The 16,811-nt window shown below is 64.5% G+C and carries 18 protein-coding genes; 5 read left to right on the top strand and 13 right to left on the bottom strand.

Annotation, left to right across the window (positions count from 1 at the left end; genetic code table 11):
* Window positions 1–308 precede the first annotated feature (308 nt).
* From ygiD to ACWPMX_RS10150, 3 genes are all read right to left on the bottom strand, one after another.
* On the bottom strand, window positions 309–1,157 hold the full coding sequence (ygiD, locus tag ACWPMX_RS10160) for a 4,5-DOPA-extradiol-dioxygenase (protein ID WP_131621753.1): 849 nt from the start codon (window positions 1,155–1,157) through the stop codon (window positions 309–311).
* An 87-nt stretch (window positions 1,158–1,244) separates the two neighbouring features.
* Window positions 1,245–1,826: an NADPH-dependent FMN reductase gene (locus tag ACWPMX_RS10155; protein WP_131621755.1), complete on the bottom strand. Its 582-nt coding sequence runs from the start codon at window positions 1,824–1,826 to the stop codon at window positions 1,245–1,247.
* Between the two features lie 92 nt (window positions 1,827–1,918).
* On the bottom strand, window positions 1,919–2,617 hold the full coding sequence (locus tag ACWPMX_RS10150) for a pirin family protein (protein WP_455699899.1): 699 nt from the start codon (window positions 2,615–2,617) through the stop codon (window positions 1,919–1,921).
* 99 nt (window positions 2,618–2,716) lie between these two features.
* Between ACWPMX_RS10150 and ACWPMX_RS10145 the strand changes: the two genes are divergently transcribed.
* Window positions 2,717–3,613: a LysR family transcriptional regulator gene (locus ACWPMX_RS10145; RefSeq protein WP_131621759.1), complete on the top strand. Its 897-nt coding sequence runs from the start codon at window positions 2,717–2,719 to the stop codon at window positions 3,611–3,613.
* Between the two features lie 64 nt (window positions 3,614–3,677).
* On the opposite strand, the gene arsB is transcribed toward ACWPMX_RS10145, so the two are convergent.
* The 7 genes from arsB to ACWPMX_RS10110 all read right to left on the bottom strand — a co-directional run bounded on the left by arsB (window position 3,678) and on the right by ACWPMX_RS10110 (window position 8,957).
* Window positions 3,678–4,712: an ACR3 family arsenite efflux transporter gene (gene arsB / locus ACWPMX_RS10140; protein WP_455699898.1), complete on the bottom strand. Its 1,035-nt coding sequence runs from the start codon at window positions 4,710–4,712 to the stop codon at window positions 3,678–3,680.
* A 25-nt stretch (window positions 4,713–4,737) separates the two neighbouring features.
* The gene (gene arsC, locus ACWPMX_RS10135; protein ID WP_131621936.1) at window positions 4,738–5,145 is read right to left on the bottom strand and encodes an arsenate reductase (glutaredoxin); all 408 of its coding nucleotides are present in this window, start codon (window positions 5,143–5,145) and stop codon (window positions 4,738–4,740) included.
* A complete protein-coding gene (locus ACWPMX_RS10130) occupies window positions 5,142–5,612 on the bottom strand; it encodes an ArsI/CadI family heavy metal resistance metalloenzyme (RefSeq protein ID WP_131621763.1) in 471 nt (156 codons plus the stop codon). The genes arsC and ACWPMX_RS10130 overlap by 4 nt, the downstream gene beginning before the upstream one ends.
* The gene (locus ACWPMX_RS10125) at window positions 5,609–5,959 is read right to left on the bottom strand and encodes an ArsR/SmtB family transcription factor (RefSeq protein ID WP_207912167.1); all 351 of its coding nucleotides are present in this window, start codon (window positions 5,957–5,959) and stop codon (window positions 5,609–5,611) included. Before ACWPMX_RS10125 ends, ACWPMX_RS10130 begins: the two co-directional genes overlap by 4 nt.
* A gap of 810 nt (window positions 5,960–6,769) precedes the next feature.
* The gene (locus tag ACWPMX_RS10120; protein WP_455699897.1) at window positions 6,770–8,350 is read right to left on the bottom strand and encodes a recombinase family protein; all 1,581 of its coding nucleotides are present in this window, start codon (window positions 8,348–8,350) and stop codon (window positions 6,770–6,772) included.
* Window positions 8,347–8,754 (bottom strand): DUF2924 domain-containing protein, encoded by a 408-nt coding sequence (locus ACWPMX_RS10115; protein ID WP_455699896.1) that lies wholly within the window; start codon window positions 8,752–8,754, stop codon window positions 8,347–8,349. Before ACWPMX_RS10115 ends, ACWPMX_RS10120 begins: the two co-directional genes overlap by 4 nt.
* The gene (locus tag ACWPMX_RS10110) at window positions 8,751–8,957 is read right to left on the bottom strand and encodes a DUF3489 domain-containing protein (RefSeq protein ID WP_455699895.1); all 207 of its coding nucleotides are present in this window, start codon (window positions 8,955–8,957) and stop codon (window positions 8,751–8,753) included. Before ACWPMX_RS10110 ends, ACWPMX_RS10115 begins: the two co-directional genes overlap by 4 nt.
* A gap of 300 nt (window positions 8,958–9,257) precedes the next feature.
* Between ACWPMX_RS10110 and ACWPMX_RS10105 the strand changes: the two genes are divergently transcribed.
* The 3 genes from ACWPMX_RS10105 to ACWPMX_RS10095 are packed head-to-tail and all read left to right on the top strand — an operon-like array spanning window position 9,258 to window position 11,619.
* On the top strand, window positions 9,258–10,544 hold the full coding sequence (locus ACWPMX_RS10105) for a site-specific DNA-methyltransferase (RefSeq protein WP_455699894.1): 1,287 nt from the start codon (window positions 9,258–9,260) through the stop codon (window positions 10,542–10,544).
* Window positions 10,541–11,065, top strand: a complete 525-nt coding sequence (locus tag ACWPMX_RS10100) for a DUF5681 domain-containing protein (RefSeq protein ID WP_455699893.1) — start codon at window positions 10,541–10,543, stop codon at window positions 11,063–11,065. Before ACWPMX_RS10105 ends, ACWPMX_RS10100 begins: the two co-directional genes overlap by 4 nt.
* Window positions 11,062–11,619 carry a DUF5681 domain-containing protein gene (locus ACWPMX_RS10095; protein WP_455699892.1) on the top strand — a complete coding sequence of 186 codons (558 nt, stop codon included), beginning with the start codon at window positions 11,062–11,064 and terminating at the stop codon, window positions 11,617–11,619. The genes ACWPMX_RS10100 and ACWPMX_RS10095 overlap by 4 nt, the downstream gene beginning before the upstream one ends.
* Window positions 11,620–11,690: 71 nt before the next feature.
* On the opposite strand, the gene ACWPMX_RS10090 is transcribed toward ACWPMX_RS10095, so the two are convergent.
* Window positions 11,691–13,073 (bottom strand): aspartate aminotransferase family protein, encoded by a 1,383-nt coding sequence (locus ACWPMX_RS10090; protein ID WP_455699891.1) that lies wholly within the window; start codon window positions 13,071–13,073, stop codon window positions 11,691–11,693.
* A 71-nt stretch (window positions 13,074–13,144) separates the two neighbouring features.
* On the opposite strand from ACWPMX_RS10090, the gene ACWPMX_RS10085 reads away from it, so the two are divergent.
* Window positions 13,145–14,059: a LysR substrate-binding domain-containing protein gene (locus ACWPMX_RS10085; protein ID WP_455699890.1), complete on the top strand. Its 915-nt coding sequence runs from the start codon at window positions 13,145–13,147 to the stop codon at window positions 14,057–14,059.
* 2 nt (window positions 14,060–14,061) lie between these two features.
* Here ACWPMX_RS10085 and ACWPMX_RS10080 read toward each other — a convergent pair whose 3' ends face one another.
* On the bottom strand, window positions 14,062–16,344 hold the full coding sequence (locus ACWPMX_RS10080; RefSeq protein ID WP_455699889.1) for a penicillin acylase family protein: 2,283 nt from the start codon (window positions 16,342–16,344) through the stop codon (window positions 14,062–14,064).
* On the bottom strand, window positions 16,341–16,808 hold the full coding sequence (locus tag ACWPMX_RS10075; protein ID WP_455699888.1) for a GlcG/HbpS family heme-binding protein: 468 nt from the start codon (window positions 16,806–16,808) through the stop codon (window positions 16,341–16,343). The genes ACWPMX_RS10080 and ACWPMX_RS10075 overlap by 4 nt, the downstream gene beginning before the upstream one ends.
* Window positions 16,809–16,811: the final 3 nt, after the last annotated feature.

Raw genomic sequence — 16,811 nt, 5'->3', positions numbered from 1 at the left:
CGTGGGTGGACCGGTCTGCCGGGGTGGGAACGATACCCCGCTCGGTGGTGGGGCGGCCGGCGCAAATTCGGTTTCTATGACAGTTGCGTTCAGCGGAGCGGACGAAGGTGCAGATGCCGACACCTCCGCGCTTTCGCTCCGGACCAGCACAGCTACGTCTTTCGAAGCGGCGCTGAATGCGGAGCCATCGTCGCGATCGAGGGGGAGCGCGCGGGCAGGTGTGGTCTGAAAAAGCACCACCCCCAGCATGATCGCCAGGACCAGCCTGAACTGGCTCGCAAAGAAACTGTGTTGGCCCATTTCAGCAATCACATGTTGGTCTGATCGGGTGGTACGTCAACGGGAAGATCGGCCGCACCGTCAGCAAAGGCTGGCAGGTCCAGATCTGGGCCGACGTTGTAGCTCGTCATTGACAGTGACCCCAGCGAATATCCCTCGATGAAGGACTGGGACCTGCCTTCCGCAGCTGCCAGGCCGGCGGTATAAAGCAGCGGAAGGTAGTGGTCGGGTGTCGGCACGGCCTTCGCAAAATCAGGATGCTCGCCTAGCTTCAGAATGTCAGACGGATCGTCGGCCATCTGGGCGCGTACGGCCTCGTCGAACCGCTGTGCCCAATCGGCTCCTGCGGTGGGCTGATTCCATTGCACCAGCCTAAGGTTATGGACGACGTTGCCGCTCGACAGGATGAGCACACCCTTATCGCGCAGAGTATTCAGCCGTGCGCCAAGCTCGAGGTGATAGGAGAACGGCTGCGAGGCGTTGATCGACAGCTGTAGAACCGGGACGTCCGCCTTGGGATAGAGGTGCGCCAGAACACTCCAGGTTCCGTGATCGAGGCCCCACTCTTCCTGGTCCAGCCCCACCCACTCCGGCTTGATCGCCTCGACGACTTCCTGCGCGACATCGGGGTCTCCCCTGGCGGGGTATTGAAAGTCGAACAGCGGCTGGGGAAAGCCGAAGAAGTCGTGGATCGTGCGTGGCCGGGCCATGGCGGTCACCGCGGTCGCCCCGATGTACCAGTGAGCCGATACGACCAGGATGGCGCGCGGGCGCGGCAATCGCTCGCCCAGCGCGCGCCAGGCCTGCGTGTATCCGTTGAGCTCAAGCGTGTTCATGGGGCTGCCATGGCCGATGAACAGGGCGGGCATCCTGTTCATTGGCCGACTCCCAGGGTGACCACCGCCATCAACACCGACAGACTAACCAAGGCGGCCGAAAACCAGGCCAAGTCCCACCTGTCGCTCTTATCCATGTGACGTCTCCTCACGGCTGACATTGCGATCGATCCATGCGGCGAACGCGTTGATGAAGGTCTGGAAGAAGGCCTCGGTGTCATTCGCGGCGAGATCGCCTTGGTCGTCGAACAGCGTGCCGGCGCCGCCGATATACGCCTCCGGCTGCTGTAGGACCGGCATGTCGAGGAACACCAGCGACTGGCGCAAGTGATGGTTGGCGCCAAAGCCGCCCACCGCTCCTTGCGACAGGCTCATCACCGCCGCCGGCTTTCCGGCAAACACGCTGGCGCCGTAGGGTCGCGATCCGACGTCGATGGCGTTCTTGAGCGCGCCGGGGACCGAGCGGTTGTATTCCGGCGTGACGAACAGCACGGCATCGCTTGCCTTGACCTGGGATCGGAAGCGCTCCCACGGGGCCGGGGCGCCGCCTGCCTCGACATCTTCGTCGTAGAGCGGCAGCTCGCCGATCTCGACGATTTCGAGTTCGACGCCGTCCGGCGCAAGCCCGGCCAGCGCGTGCGCTGCCTTGCGGTTGAGCGAATCCTTGCGGAGGCTGCCGACGATCACGGCTACTTTACGGGTCTGGGTCATTTGGATTTCTCCTGATTTGAGATGGGTGCCAGTGAGCGGAAGCGGGAGGGGGGACCTCCACCCACCGGCGGGCCGAGCATCACGCCAAAACGTCAGCGTGCGTCGACCAGAACCAATTCACTGTCTTCGAGCGCGGTCATCTCGATCCGCTCGAGCCCGGTGATAGCGGCGCCATCACGCGCGTTGACCTCCACCTCGCCGATGCGAACCTTTCCGGTCGCCGGCACAAGGTACAGGTGCCGGTGGGGCGCTGCCTCGTACGTCACGGTTTCGCCCGCCTTGACGGTCGCACCGAGCACGCGAGCCTGAGTGCGGATAGGCAAGCTGCCGCTGTCCCCTTCCATGCCGGACGCAAGGGTCACGAACTGTCCGTCCCGGTCATCCTTCGGAAAGGGCCGTGCGCCCCAGCTCGGCTGTCCGCCGCGTTCATCGGGAATGATCCAGATCTGGAAGATCTGCGTGGCCTCATCCTCGAGGTTGTATTCCGAATGAGTCACGCCGCTGCCCGCCGACATGACCTGCACGTCACCGGCTTCGGTGCGCCCGGTGTTGCCCAGGCTGTCCTGGTGGGTAATCGCGCCTTTCCGAACATAGGTGATGATTTCCATGTCGCGGTGGGGGTGCGGCGGGAACCCGGATTTGGGCGCGATGGTGTCGTCGTTCCACACCCGCAGCTGGCCCCAGTTGGTCCGCGCAGGATCGTGGTAGTCGGCGAACGCGAAGTGGTGGCGGGCGTCGAGCCAGCCATGATCAGCCGCGCCGAGACCCGCAAACGGTCGAACTTCTATCATCGTCATTCTCCTGAATGTCTTGTCGAAGCCGATATGGGCCTTGCGGCCATTCAGGATAAGCGGGATAAAGTGGTTCGAAATGATCAGGAAAGTCGAACAATGGACGTTGGAAGCCCGACCGTCGACCAGCTCAGGATTTTCCTCGCGGTAGCTGAACACGGCAGCTTCAATCAGGCCGCCAAGAAGCTGGGCCGCGCTCTATCGGTGGTCAGTTACGGCATCGCGGCACTGGAGCTTCAGCTTGGCGTGAAGGTGTTCGATCGTGAAGGCTCACGGCGTCCCCAACTGACCGATGCTGGGCGCGCGCTGCTCGCGGACGCGCGGGCGGTCATCGATGAGGTCGACGGGATGATGGCGCGAGCGCGCAGCGTCCGGCAGGGGCTTGAGACCGAGCTTGCGCTGGCGGTCGACGTGATGGTGCCGAGCGCCACCATCGCGGCCGTGCTCCATGATTTCCAGACGACCTTTCCGACCGTGGACTTGCGCCTTCACGTGGAGGCGCTGGGGGCCGTCGCCGCGCTCGTGCTCGATCAGCGAGCCGATTTGGCAGTGGCTGGGCCGGACATCACCGATCTGCCGGAGCTTCAACGCGCCGTGATCGGCAGCGTTGCACTTGTGCCGGTGGCTTCGCCTGGCCACCCACTGGCACGGCTCGAGCGGGTGCCGCCGGGTGAAGCCCGCCGCCACCTCCAGCTCGTGCTGACCGACCGCTCGAAGCTGACCGAAGGAAAGGAGTTTTCGGTCATCAGTCCGCGAACCTGGCGGCTTGCCGATCTGGGCGCAAAGCACGCCTTGCTTCTGGAAGGTGTGGGCTGGGGCAACATGCCCCTTCACGTTGTGTCCGACGAGATCAGCCAGGGTCGGCTGGTCAAACTCGATCTGCCGGAGAATCCGCCGCTGGAATATGTGCTTCACGCGTTGTGGCGGAAAGATAGCCGACCAGGGCCGGCGGCGTCCTGGATGCTGGATGCGCTCGCAGAGCGACTGCAGTGCTAGCGTATGCTTTTTTACCGAACTACCACGCCGATGTTTAGCGGCCGAAAGAATGTCAGCAGCAGGCCTAGGCGCGCGCTTCCTGCCGTTCGTACCAGCCGCGCGACCGCTTCACGATAGCGACCACGGAGAGCATCACCGGCACCTCCACCAGCACTCCGACGACCGTGGCAAGGGCTGCGCCCGAGTTGATGCCGAATAGCGAAATGGCGGCGGCGACGGCGAGTTCGAAGAAGTTCGAAGCGCCAATCAGCGCCGCCGGGGCGGCGACGCACCAGGCCACACCGAACTTCCGGCTCAGCCAGTAGGCCAGCCCGGCGTTGAAATAGACTTGGATCAGGATCGGCACGGCGAGGAGCACGATGACCAGCGGCTGGGCCAGGATCTGCTCACCCTGGAAGCCGAACAGCAAGACAAGCGTCGTCAGCAGTGAGACGAGCGAGAGCGGCCCAAGCACACCAAGCAATCTGTCGAGCGCAAGCTGGCCGCCCGTTGCCAGCACGCGGCTGCGCATCAGCTGCGCGATCACCACCGGGATCAAGATGTAGAGCACAACCGAGAGCATCAGCGTGTCCCAGGGCACGGTTATCGAGGCCACGCCCAGCAGCAGCCCGACAATGGGCGCGAAGGCGAACACCATGATGAGATCGTTCAGCGCGACCTGGCTGAGCGTGTAATTGGGCTCCCCTTCGCAAAGATTTGACCAGACGAAGACCATCGCCGTGCACGGCGCGGCGGCCAGGATAATGAGGCCGGCGATATAGGAGGATATCTCGCCTGCGGGCAGGAGCGGAGCGAAGAGCCAGCCGATGAAGAAGGTGCCCAGCGCCGCCATCGAGAACGGCTTCACTCCCCAATTGATAAACAGGGTGATTCCGACGCCTTTCCAATGCTGACGAACCGATCCAAGCGCCCCGAAATCGATCTTGAGCAGCATCGGGATGATCATCAGCCAGATCAGCACCGCTACGGGCAGGTTGACCCGGGCGATCTCGGCGGCGGCTATCGCCGCGAAGGCGCCGGGAATCGCTGCCCCGAGCCCGATACCCACCGCAATGCACAGCAGCACCCAAACGGACAGATAGCGCTCGAAAGACGACATTGCGGGCCGTGTCCCCGCCTCCGCATCAGCCATTTGCTGGCACCACTTCGCCGTCTTCCTTCACGAAATCCGCGTCGAGTGTCCGATCGAGGACCGAAAGGACTTCTTCGGACGGCCGGCAGAGCCTTGTCCCCTTCGGACCCACCACGATCGGGCGGTTGATCAGGATTGGATGCTCCATCATCGCGTCGATGAGTTGTTTGTCGGTGAGCGAGAGGTCGCCCAGACCAAGCTCCGCGTAGGGTGTTCCTTTCTGCCGAAGCAGGTCGCGCGGAGTGATGCCCATGCGCTGAATGAGCGAGGCCAGTTCTTCCCGGCTTGGCGGGGTGTCCAAATAGTGAATCACCTCGGGCTCGAGCCCCGTTGCGCGGACCAGCGCCAGGGTGTTGCGGGATGTTCCACAGGCCGGGTTGTGGTAGATCGTGACGCTCATCCGCAGCAGCTCGCGGTCGGCGCCGGCATAGCCGGAGCGCAGCATGCGTCCTCGGCGGCATTGGCGGAAAGAGCCGCCAGCGCGGGGCTATCGCCGTAGACTGTGGCCTCACCACTGGTTAGAAACGCTTCCCAGACGATGCCGTCCGGATCGGCAATCCAGCTCTTTTCCGACTTGGCGTAGCAACAGGTGGTCGCGCCTTCCTCCAGGACGGGACGATCGGCTGCCCTGAGCCGATCGTAGACCTCGGTCAGTTCCTCGCCGCTTTCGACCTGAATACCGAGATGCTCGATGCCTTTGGCAGCGTGGTTGCCCGAGGAGATCGCGAAATTGACGCGGGGGTCCTCCAGCATCCACTTGGCATAATCATCCTTCGTCACGGTCGGCTCCGCCGCAAACAGGGTCGAGTAGAACCCGATGGACGTGCTCAGATCGGTGACGCCGACGTGGACATGCAGACGCTTCATGCGGAAATCCTTTCCTGAGGCTGCGCGGCATCCTCGCCGCATTGTGCCGCCGGCGCGCAGGCCGCACCGCCGCAGCAATTCTCCATGAGGTAGCCGACCAGCGCGTTCATCGCTGCATAGTCGGCTGTGTAGATGAGCGAGCGTCCCTGCCGCCGCTGCTGAATCAGCTCTGCGCGCGTAAGGTGCGCCAGATGGAACGACAGGGACGAGTTGGGGACGCCGAGCGTCTCGGCAATGGCGCCCGCGGGCATACCGTCATCGCCGGCCTGAACCAGTAAGCGAAACAGTGCTAGGCGATGCTCCTGCGCAAGGGCGCCAAGCGCCTCGACGGCAGCAGTTGAAGTCATTTCCATGACAATCGAAATATCGCCGGTGATCTTGCTGGTCAAGGTATATTTCGACCAATCTCGAAACGAGTGTGCGTTTGCTCACTTTGATGCCATGGGTCACGTTGTCCACTAAGGGTGGAAAGCGGCTATTATCGATCGCCTGCACAAGGGTCCAAAAGTGGGTGCTGAGTCCCTAAAAAGGCATCGAACCAATAACTTATTGGTCATTTGCGGGCTTTTTCCGGGCCTTTTGCCACAGCCACATCATCCAAGCCTTTGTAGTTACAGGTCGAAAAATGTCGAATTAGATGCCTCTTCTGACCATCGCGTCGAACGTGTGGGGACAGCTGTGGGGACGCTTTAGGGGTGATCGAAGAAAAATAAGTGCAAACAATTACATAGCCCGATGTCGGAGCTGACACCCTCTCCGCCAGCCACCCCCAGCACTAGTCTCCGATTACTGGGTCTCCGCGAACCGCGGCGGAACAGGCGGCTTTGCGCGCCCCTTTCGGTAACAGTTGCACCTTTCGGTGGCCGTCTCCACCGATATCAGGGCCGTTTCGTCGCGCCTGTCTCCGCGCCGATCGCCATCGGTACGGTTTCCCTGTTAAACAGGGAGGAACAGGGAAAAATGCAAATTTTGACCAGAAAACAGGCCGATTTGGGCCGATCCTGCGACTTGCGGCCTAAGAAAACCACGCAATTACCACGACTTGCGAGGCCGAGGGTGCCCTTTCCCTGTTATTCGCCGGAACAGGGTATTTAATCGCCCGTAACAGGGAGCGTATTCGCCAATAACAGGCTAATTGATCGTGATAACAGGGTGGCTCAAATGTCTGGCCAACCGAGCACTTCGCGCTGCTTGTCCCAAACGAGCGGGACCTCGCTGCCAAGGAAAGCCTCGAGGATGAGTGCAGGCGGCTGGCGGCCTGCAAGGATGTCGCGCTGGAGGTCGGGCGCGAGGAATGCGAGCCGCAGGATCTTGCGCTCGTAGGCGGTGCGCGGGGCCTCATCGACCAGCGGCAACCCGCTGCGGTCGCGCCGGATGAACCTGTGCGCTTTCCGCAGAGCGGCAATGAGCACCGGATCGATCCGCACCTGCGTGCGGTTGCCGGCAACGACCATCCGCCGGCCACCGCGCAAGGGGAGGGCGATACCGAGCTGGACGATCGTGCGTCGCCGCGTTGCGCGCACGATGGTCTCGCCCTCGACCAGGTTCACGGTGATATCGGCGACCTTGTCGCCTGCCAGCGTGACAAGCAGTCCATCGGCGTTGAGCCGCACGGTCTCGAGGGTTGCGAGCGGCTCGTTACAGGCAGGCATCCACCGTTCGATACAAGCCTCGAGCAGGACCTCGATCTCGCGCGCTGGCAACCGCCGCACGGTGTCATCCTCTTCGATCTTGCCGCCTTGCTGTAGCGAGGCCGAGACGTAGTACCGATAGCTTCTCCCCGATCGCCCGCGCGAGAACGTCGGGCTCATGGGTTCGCCCGCAGCATCGAACAGCTTGCCGGTGAGAGGGGCGAGGATCGTGCGTTGCTCGCCCCTGGCGCCATGCCGCCGGGCGTTGGCATCGAGCGAGCGCTGGACGGCATCGAACAGGTCGGCATCCACGATCGCGTCGTGCTCACCATCGTGGACCGCGTCGCGGTGAACGATCTGACCCAGGTAGATGCGGTTGCGCATGAGGTGGAACAGCGCCCCGCGGCTGAACGAGGTCCCGCCCATCTCCTTGCCGCGCTGTGTACGGTATCGCTTCGATACGACGTTCGTCCCGGTCAACTCGCGCTGCAGTGCATGGACCGATCCCAGTTCGACATAGCGAGCGAATATATGCCGCACGGTCGCGGCCTCGGCGTCGTTGACCCGCAGCTTGCGCGAACCGGCTTCCGGAAGATCGTATCCCAGCGGCGGGACGCCGCCCATCCACATGCCCTTGGCCTTTGAGGCAGCGATCTTGTCGCGGATGCGCTCGCCGGTGACCTCGCGCTCGAACTGCGCGAAGCTGAGTAGGACGTTCAAGGTCAGCCGCCCCATCGACGAGGTGGTGTTGAACGCCTGCGTGACCGAGACGAAGCTGACCTCGCGCTTGTTAAACGCTTCGACGATGCGGGCGAAGTCGGCGAGGCTGCGGGTGAGCCGGTCGATCTTGTAAACCACCACGACGTCGACCCGTCCCGCCTCGACGTCGGCAAGGAGGCGCTGGAGTCCGGGCCGCTCCATCGAGCCGCCCGAGAACCCACCGTCGTCGTAGCGTGCCAAGAGCAGCTTCCAGCCCTCGTGGCTCTGACTCGCGACGTAGGCCTCTCCAGCCTCGCGCTGGGCATCGAGCGAGTTGAACGACTGGTCGAGACCCTCGTCCGAGCTCTTGCGCGTGTAGATCGCGCAGCGCAGCGTCTTGGCGCTCACGATGCGTCTCGCAGCCCGAAGAAGCGCGGCCCGTTCCACTTCGAGCCCGCGATCGCGGTTGCGGCTGCCGACAGGCTCGGGAACAACCGGTCCTCGAAGCGAAAGCCCGCTTCCTCGACCACGACCTCGATGGTCCGGCCGTTCCACTTACGTGTGAGCCGGGCACCGATCCCGAGATGCTGGCCCTCGGGTGCAGCGGCGCCGGTCCGCGCCAGGGCCTTGCGTGTATCGGCTTCCAGCCCGCCATACGCCTCGGCCTGCACGCGCCAGGCGAGTAGCTGACGCATGATCGGCACCGAGCGAAGCCGGGGAAGAGCGCCGTAGCGCCGCCTCCACTCGGCGCGCAGCTGCTCGAGATCCATGCCGCCGATCGCGACCACGACATGTGCGACATCGCGGCTCATGCTGGCTTGCTCGCCCGGTAGCGGCGCACGCCATCGACCTTCTCCGAGGTGATCACAAGGCCGTGCTTTTTCTTGAGCGCGCCGGCCATCGCTCCGCGGACCGAATGCTGCTGCCAGCCGGTAGCTTCGACCAACGCCGCGATGGTCGTCCCGCCTTCTTCGGTCAGGAGACGTTCGAGCACGTCGAGGCGGGAAGGTGCCATGGCAGTAGGAGCTGCGTTCGCCGCGTCAGTGCTTTGCGGCTCGCGCGCCATGCGCCGCTTGCGGGCGGACGACGACATATTGCTGGTCATTGAGGTTCTCCGGTTATGCGCTGCGGCCGGAACTGGCCGCCGCTACCGGCGCGAGCCCGGCGAGCCGGGCGTGGACGCAGCAATGCTCAGGTCACGCCGACAGTCCAGTCGAAACCTTGATCCACCGCGTTATCCCCAAGGGGTCATTTGTTCAGCCTTACGAGATGAGGTTTGTTCCAGTATTGTTCTCGCATGACTGAATCAGCACCAATGGCAGATCCGTCTGCTCATCGCCCGCTCGAAGTGGTGTACAAGCCGCTCGCGAGCCTGACCCCCGACCCACGGAATGCGCGTACGCATCCCAAGCGGCAGATCGAGCAGATCGTCCGGTCGATCGCTGCGTTCGGGTTTACCAACCCGGTATTGGCTGACGAGGAGGGGAACCTTATCGCCGGGCACGGCCGCTTGCGGGCGGCAAAGGAGATGGGCCTCGCCGAGGTCCCCGTGATTGAACTTGCCGGGCTCAGCGAAGCCCAGAAGAAAGCACTGCGCCTCGCCGACAACAAGATCGCGCTCAACGCAGGCTGGGATCTCGAAGTCCTCAAGCTCGAGCTCGCCGATCTCTCGCTTCCCGCGATAGACATCGACCTGTCACTCACTGGGTTCAGCGCGGGCGAGATCGACGTCGTGCTGGGCGATACACCCGACCCGGACGACGAGGTCATCCCGGCGGTGCCGGATGTGACCCGCGTCCGGCCCGGCGACATCTGGCAACTCGGCGAGCACCGGGTCGCCTGCGGCGATGGACGCGAGCGCGAGTTCCTCGCCCGGCTTGTCGGCGAGGGCGAGCGGATCGACTGCGCGTTCCTCGATCCGCCATACAACGTGAAGATCAACGGCCATGCGAATGCAAAAGGTCGGCACCGTGAGTTCGCCATGGCCTCGGGCGAGATGACGGAAAGTGAGTTCCGTACCTTTCTCACCGATACGCTCGGATCCTGCGCCTCGGTATCGCGCAACGGGGCGGTCCACTTCGTCTGTATGGACTGGCGCCACATGCACGACGTCACCGCTTCGGTCGCCGGCGTCTACTCAGACCTCCTCAACATCTGCGTCTGGAACAAGAGCAACGCGGGGATGGGCTCGCTCTACCGCTCGAAGCACGAGATGGTCTTCGTCTACAAGGTCGGCGATGCGCCGCACACCAACGCCGTCGAGCTTGGCAAGCACGGACGCAACCGCACCAACGTGTGGGATTATCCGAGCGTCAACTCGATGCGCGGCAGCCGGCGCGAGGACCTTGCGCTCCATCCCACGGTCAAGCCGGTCGCCATGGTCGCTGACGCGATCTGCGACGTCATCCGGCAGGGCGAGCTCGTGCTCGATATCTTTCTCGGCTCGGGCACAACTCTCATCGCAGCCGAGCGGGTGGGACGCCGGTTCCGCGGGCTCGACATCGACCCGGCCTATGTCGATCTCGCGATGAGCCGCTGGTCCGAGATCACCGGCAAGGAGCCGCAGCTCCTCCACCGCGAAACCTTCGACGAGGCGGCATGAGCCGGGGCGGTGACACGCGGTTCGAGAAGGGCCGCTCGGGCAATCCCGCCGGGCGCCCGAAGAAGCGGCGGCCGCACGTCTCTGCGTTCGACATCGTGTTCGACAAGACCCTCACCGTTACCCAGGGTGGCCGGACACGTGAACTGACGATCGAGGAGGCGCTCGAACTGCAGACCTACCAGGCCGCGCTCAACGGCAGCAGGATGGCGATCCGCAAGGTGCTCCGGATGATCGAGAAGCGCGAGGTGGCACTGGCGAAAAAGGCACCTCCCCGTGCCGGTCCGATCAAGGTCGAACTGCATCACAGTTCCGACAACGCCAACGAGGCGCTACGCATCCTGGGGATCGCGGACGATGATCCTGGCTTCGGCGGCCAGCGCTTGAAGATACACGCCTGGGCCACCCAAGCGGCGCTGAGCCGTCCGGGCCGTCGCAAGTTCTTTGAGAAGGATGTCCAGGACATCAGGTTCTTTACCTTCGATCCTGAAACGCTTCGCTGGCCGCGGGGAAGCCTCGCATGACAACCGAGGCCGAAGATGCGGTGGGATATGGCAAGCCGCCATCCGCGTCCCGCTTCCGCAAGGGCCAGTCCGGCAACCCAAAAGGCCGCCCCCGAAACCGCACCCGGGACATCCCGCATGATGCGATCCTGGGCCAAATGGTCACGATACGTGAGGATGGACGCGAGCGCCGCGTAACCGCAGCTGAAGCCTTCCTGCTTCAGCTTACCCAGAAAGGGCTGGCGGGAGACAGCGCGGCCGCAAGGTCATCGCTCGAGGCCATCGAGAAGGCCCGGGCTGCGCGGGGAGAGGATCAGCAAAGCATCAAGGTCATCATCATGAAGTCGGTCGGCAGCGGGGCAGATGCTATCCTCGCAAAGCTTGACCTCGCTCGACTGAAATACCCGACCGACGAGAAGCGAGTGCGCTGGGAGATCAGTCCCTGGGTGGTCGAAGCTGCTCTTGCTCGCTTCGGCAGTCGCCGGCTGTCGCTCGACGAGCAGCGCGAGGTGTTCGCTAATACGCGGACGCCCAGCAAGGTTAGGTGGCCAGAGTGGTGGTCTTATCGTCCGTAGGAGGCACGTCTGCTTTGCGCCCTCAAGGCGGTCGTTCGCGCTGTACACCTAGGATCCCGTAACCAGCCCCATCAGACGTGTGCGAGTAGCCCTGCTGACAGGCAGTCGCTGATCGCCTGCTCAATCATGGCGACACCATCCTGGATCTCTCGCTCCGACACGGTAAGCGGCGGGGCCATGCGCATGACGCCGCCCATCCCGGGCAACTGGACTATGTTCACGTTGAGACCGAGATCGAGGCAGCGGCGGGAGACGGCGGCTCCGAACTCCGCGGCTGGTTTCTTGCTTGCCCGATCCTGCACGAACTCGATGCCGGCGAGCAGACCGCGTCCGCGAACGTCGCCGACGCATTCGTAATGATCTTGCAGGCCGCGCAAGCGCGCGTTGAGCAACGCTCCCAACTCGGCCGCGCGGGCGGTCAAGCGGTCCCGCAGGATGATCTCGATTGCGGTGAGCCCGATCCGTGCAGGGAACGGGTCGGACACGTGGGTGGTGTAGAAAAGGAACCCGCGCTCGGCGAGGACCTGTTCGACATCGGGCGAGGTGACCGTGGCCGCCAGCGGCAGCCCGGCCCCGAGGGTTTTCGACAGAGTGATGATGTCCGGTGTGATGCCGTGATGCTCGCTCGCGAACATCGCGCCGGTCCGCCCGAGGCCGGTTTGCGCTTCGTCGACGATCAGCAGCATGCCGCGCTCGCGGCACTTCTCGTGCAGCCGGGCGAGGTAGCCGGCGGGGGGTTCGATCAGGCCGCCCGAGCTCAGGATCGGCTCGACGATCGCGGCTGCCAAGGCGCCGGTCGATTGGCGGTCGATCATGTCGAACCCGTGGTCGAGCATGGCGAACTCGTAATCGTCGCCCGCCCACTCGGGCCGGCGGTAGACGTAGGGAGTGGGGATCGCCATCATCCCGGGAGCCTGCGGGCCGTAGCCCTTGCGCTGGGCCGAGAACGTCAGCGGGAAGGCAGTGCCCGTCATCCCGTGCCAGGCAAGATCGAACGCCGCGACCTCGTGCCCGCCGGTGTAGAGCTTGGCCATGCGGATGGCGGCCTCGTTGGACTCCGCGCCGGTGCTGAGCAGGATCGCCTTGCTCAGTTCTGGGCCCAGCAAGTCTGCCAGCACTTCGGCCAGTTTCACCACCGGACTCGACAGGAAGCCGGAGAACAGGTGCACCGGCTCGTCGGCCGCCGTCTTCATGGTAGCGACGATCTCGGGATGCGCGTGACCGAGGATCGCGCTCATCTGCCCTGAAGTGAAGTCGAGCAGCGCGCGGCCATTCTCGTCATAGACGTAGCTGCCCGATGCCCGCTCGATGAGTTGGGGCAGGAAGCTGCCGCCATAGCGAACCAGGTTGCGCGTCAGGTCGTTGGCGCTCAGCCCCTGTTTAGGAAAACTGGTGCTGCCGCGCGCGAGTTCCGGCTTGTCGCTGACGGTCATGAGCGTAAAAGTCTCCTGCATTCTCGCCTTTAAGCAAGCCGCCGGAGGGGCCCGCAAATGACTAATCTTGGGGCTGAGGGCGACAAGTTCTAATGCCGCGCGAGCTGCCCAATCTCGATTGGCTGCGTGTGTTCGCGGCCACTGCGGCGACCGAAAGCTTTGCCCTTGCGGCGAACGAACTGGGTGTGACCCCGGGGGCTGTGAGCCAGCGGATCAAGTCGCTCGAGGCGTTTCTCGGCGTCGAGCTGTTCCAGCGCTATCCGCAAGGGGTTCGGCTGAGCGAGGCGGGCCGGCGGTACGCGCAGAAAGTGCACTACCCGCTCGACCAACTGCTGCAGGCGACGCGCGAAGTGACTTCGGCCGAAACCATCAAGACCGTGCGCCTCACTGTCCTGCCCGCGCTGGCGCAATTGTGGCTCGGCCCCCGGATCGACGAGTTTCACCAGCGACACGAGAGCGCGACGCTGGAAATCTGGGCCGACCCGGTGGTGATCGACATGCGCACGTCGAACTTCGACATCGCGCTGCGTTACGCCAATCCGCCATTTCCGGGCTGCGAGTATCAGCCGCTGTTGCTGGACGAGATGGTGCCCGTCGCCGCACCCGCGCTGCTGGAGCGGAGCGGGCGCGACGCGAACGGGCTGCCTGCGGACGCGCCGCTGATGGCCGATACCTATTGGGGCGACGATTTCGACGACTGGCTGCGCTTCACCGGCACGCCCCGCCCGGCCGGGCTGAAGACACGCACGTTCTCGCTCTATTCGATGGTGATCGAGGCGACCCTGGCGGGGCGCGGCTTCATGATGGGCCACACATCGCTGATCTCGGACCTCGTCGCCGAAGGGAAGCTGGTTCCACTGTCGAGCCAGCGGCTGCGCACGAAGAATCAGTTTCACCTGCTCACCCGAACGGGCGGTCCGCTCAGCGATTCGGCGCAAGCTTTCATCGACTGGGTGCACGAGCAATCGCGCGAGACCGAGGCGACCGCCGCCCGGATGCTCGGCTAGGCTCAGTTCCCGACCTTGATCGGGGTGCCGATCGTGTCCGCCGCGATCTCCGCCTGCGAGAATGGAAAACGGCGCAGTTTCTTCTGCGAGAAGGCGCGGGTCTGATCGGCGAAGTGGGGCGAGGCCGGGTCGGTCGATTGCGAGAACGTCAGCACCGCGTCCGCCACCGGGCCCCTGTCGTCCCAGGTGACCGACTGGATGTAGCTGCTGCCAAAGATCACGTTGATGCCGCCCGGCACCGGCACGCCGCCCATGTTGTTGAGCACGCCCCAATTCGCGCCCGAAATCGGGATGCGCTCCTCGCCACGCTGGGCGAACTGGATTTCCCCGAGCGGCGCGTCGAGGGGGATGCCGAAGCTCTTGAGTAGACTGCTCGCCATCGTCAGGTCGGCGAGCAAGGCATCGCCGGCGGCGCCCTCGGTCACGAATTCCGCGGGAGTGCCGACTACGTTGGCGGGATCGAACGGTACCTTCCAGATGTTCGGGCGCTTGCCGACCATCGACCAGAAGAATGTCGCCAGCAGCGCTCCGCGGCTGTCGAGTTCGGACTTGCCGTCCCAAGCTGCGATCGCCGCGCAAGCGTCGGCCGGCGCGGCGGGCCGCGCGCACACTTCGGCGGTCGCAGGCTTGACGAAGCGCGCGACGAACACCTTGTTACCCAGCATCGTCTGGGCGGCGGTGCCGATGTCGAACTTGCCCGACTTCAGGACCGCCTCGATCTCTTCGATCCCGGAGCGGGTGCGCATGTCGGGAAGTTGGCCGGGATCGACGCCGAGCATCGGCCCTCGCTCGACGGGCGGCAGTGCCGGGTTGGTCCAGCGATAGCTGTCGTTTGAGTTTTGCACATAGTCGCGGCGAACTTGCGTCGTCATCTCTGCACCAGGTAGCAGGCCCGGCACGGGTGTCCCGGCGGCCTTCGTCCAAGCACACTCCGAGCGGCTGCCGTCGATCTCGTAGAGCGGCGCGTAGAGCGTCGGCAGCTTCGGGCCGATCGCGCCGCATGAGGCGAACTTCTCCGCCGGGAGATTCGGCGCAGGGGTGATGTCGGCGAACATCGCGTTGCCGGAACGGTCGGCGGCGATCGTGTTCACGAAGCCGGCACCCATGTGATGAATGAGGGCGGAGCGCACGTCGGCGACGGTCTTGGCGCGGCCCATGCCGATGTAGGTGTCGGCGCCGCGGATGTTGCCGGCGTTGGCATCCATTACCGCGTAGGCGCGCTCACCGGTCCAGGCGTAGGGCGATCCCGGAAGCGAGGCGACCGGGCCGTAGCGGGTGGAATAGACCGTGCGCGTGACCGGCGCGCCGTCCTTAGTCTCGATGGTCAGGTCGCGGCGGGTCATCGCCTCGCGTTGGCCGTCGACCAGATATGCGGTTGGATCGGTCGGATCGAGCTTCAGCCGCGCCAGCGTCATGTGCACGGCAGTGTCGACGGTGTGGGTCCAGGCGACATCGCGATTGAAGCCGATGCCGACATACGGCTGGCCCATGATCGTCGCGCCGGCGACGTCGAACTTGCCCGGGATCGTCTGCTGGATCTCGTAGAAGCGATAGGGGCCGGCCCACGGGAAATGCGGGTTGGCGACCACCAGGCCGCGTCCGTTGGTGGTCGCGTCTCCCCCGAAGGCCCAGCCGTTGCTGCCGAGGCGCAGCGGAGAATCGGCAAAGGGCGAGGGCACCGCGGTGGATATGTCGTTCGCGCTGGTCTTGGTGGCTCTAGGTGGGGCGGCAGTGGCGATTTGCGTGGCGAGGCCCGACGACGACGCGAACAGCGCGAAGCCGTTGATCCAGCGCAGCAGGTTGTTGCGCGTGATCGGCCGCACCCACGCCTGGCCGGCGCATTCCTTGGGTAGCTTGCCGGCATTGTCGACGAGGAAGCGGTTGTAGCCAGCGACGAACCCGTCGATCAGCTGGCGCCCTTCGGGGCTAAGCCGGGCGAAGTCCGCCTGGAGCCGCTCGTCGGTCACGACGGTGCGGTAGAACACGTCGCTGTCCACGTTCTTGGCCGGCCAGACCGCGATCTGCGTCGGCTGGTCCGCGCCGAGGAACTTCGAGCGCTCGCCGGCGGCGGTGAGGTAGGCGTCGGCGAGCAGGCAGATGTTGTCCTGCGCCTGCGCATAGGCGCCGCCGAAGCCGAGACCGGCGAAGTCCTTCGCCTTGATGTGCGGGATGCCGAAGGTGGTGCGGGTGATCGTCGCCTTGGGGCGCGATGCGGCCTGCGCGGGCAATGCGCCGACTGCCATCGCGGTAAATGCGATACCGGCAAGAAGCTTGGCCGTGTTCATTTCGCTGCCCCTTCGTCTATTGTTGCAATTGCCGCCTTGGCCGCAGCCTCATCTTGCTGCGGGGTGCCGCCGCTGACCCCGACGCCGGCGATGACCTTGTCGCCTCGCATGACCGGCACGCCGCCACCGATCGCGCTGAGGCCCGGGACCGACAGGTACGAGGTCCTGCCGCCCTCCACCGCCTGCTCGATCGCCGAGGTCGGCGCGCCGAGCGCGGCGGCCGTGACCGCCTTCTGCTCGGCCACATCGAGGTTCATGAACGAGGTACCGTCCATCCGCAGCGCGAGGAGCGTGCGGCCTTCGGCATTGACGACCACGATCGATACCGGGCGACCATCCGCGCTCGCCGCGCGCACCGCCTCGCTCCCGATCTGCATCGCCTGGTCAAAGGTAAGTTCCTGCGCGCTCGCCGGAGCGGCGGAAAGCAGTGCCGCAATGGACAGGATTGGCGCACTTAGTTTCATCTG

The organism is Tsuneonella sp. HG094, assembly GCF_053819285.1.
Note: the sequence above shows the minus strand (reverse complement) of the source record. Positions and strands in the feature narration are given on the sequence as shown.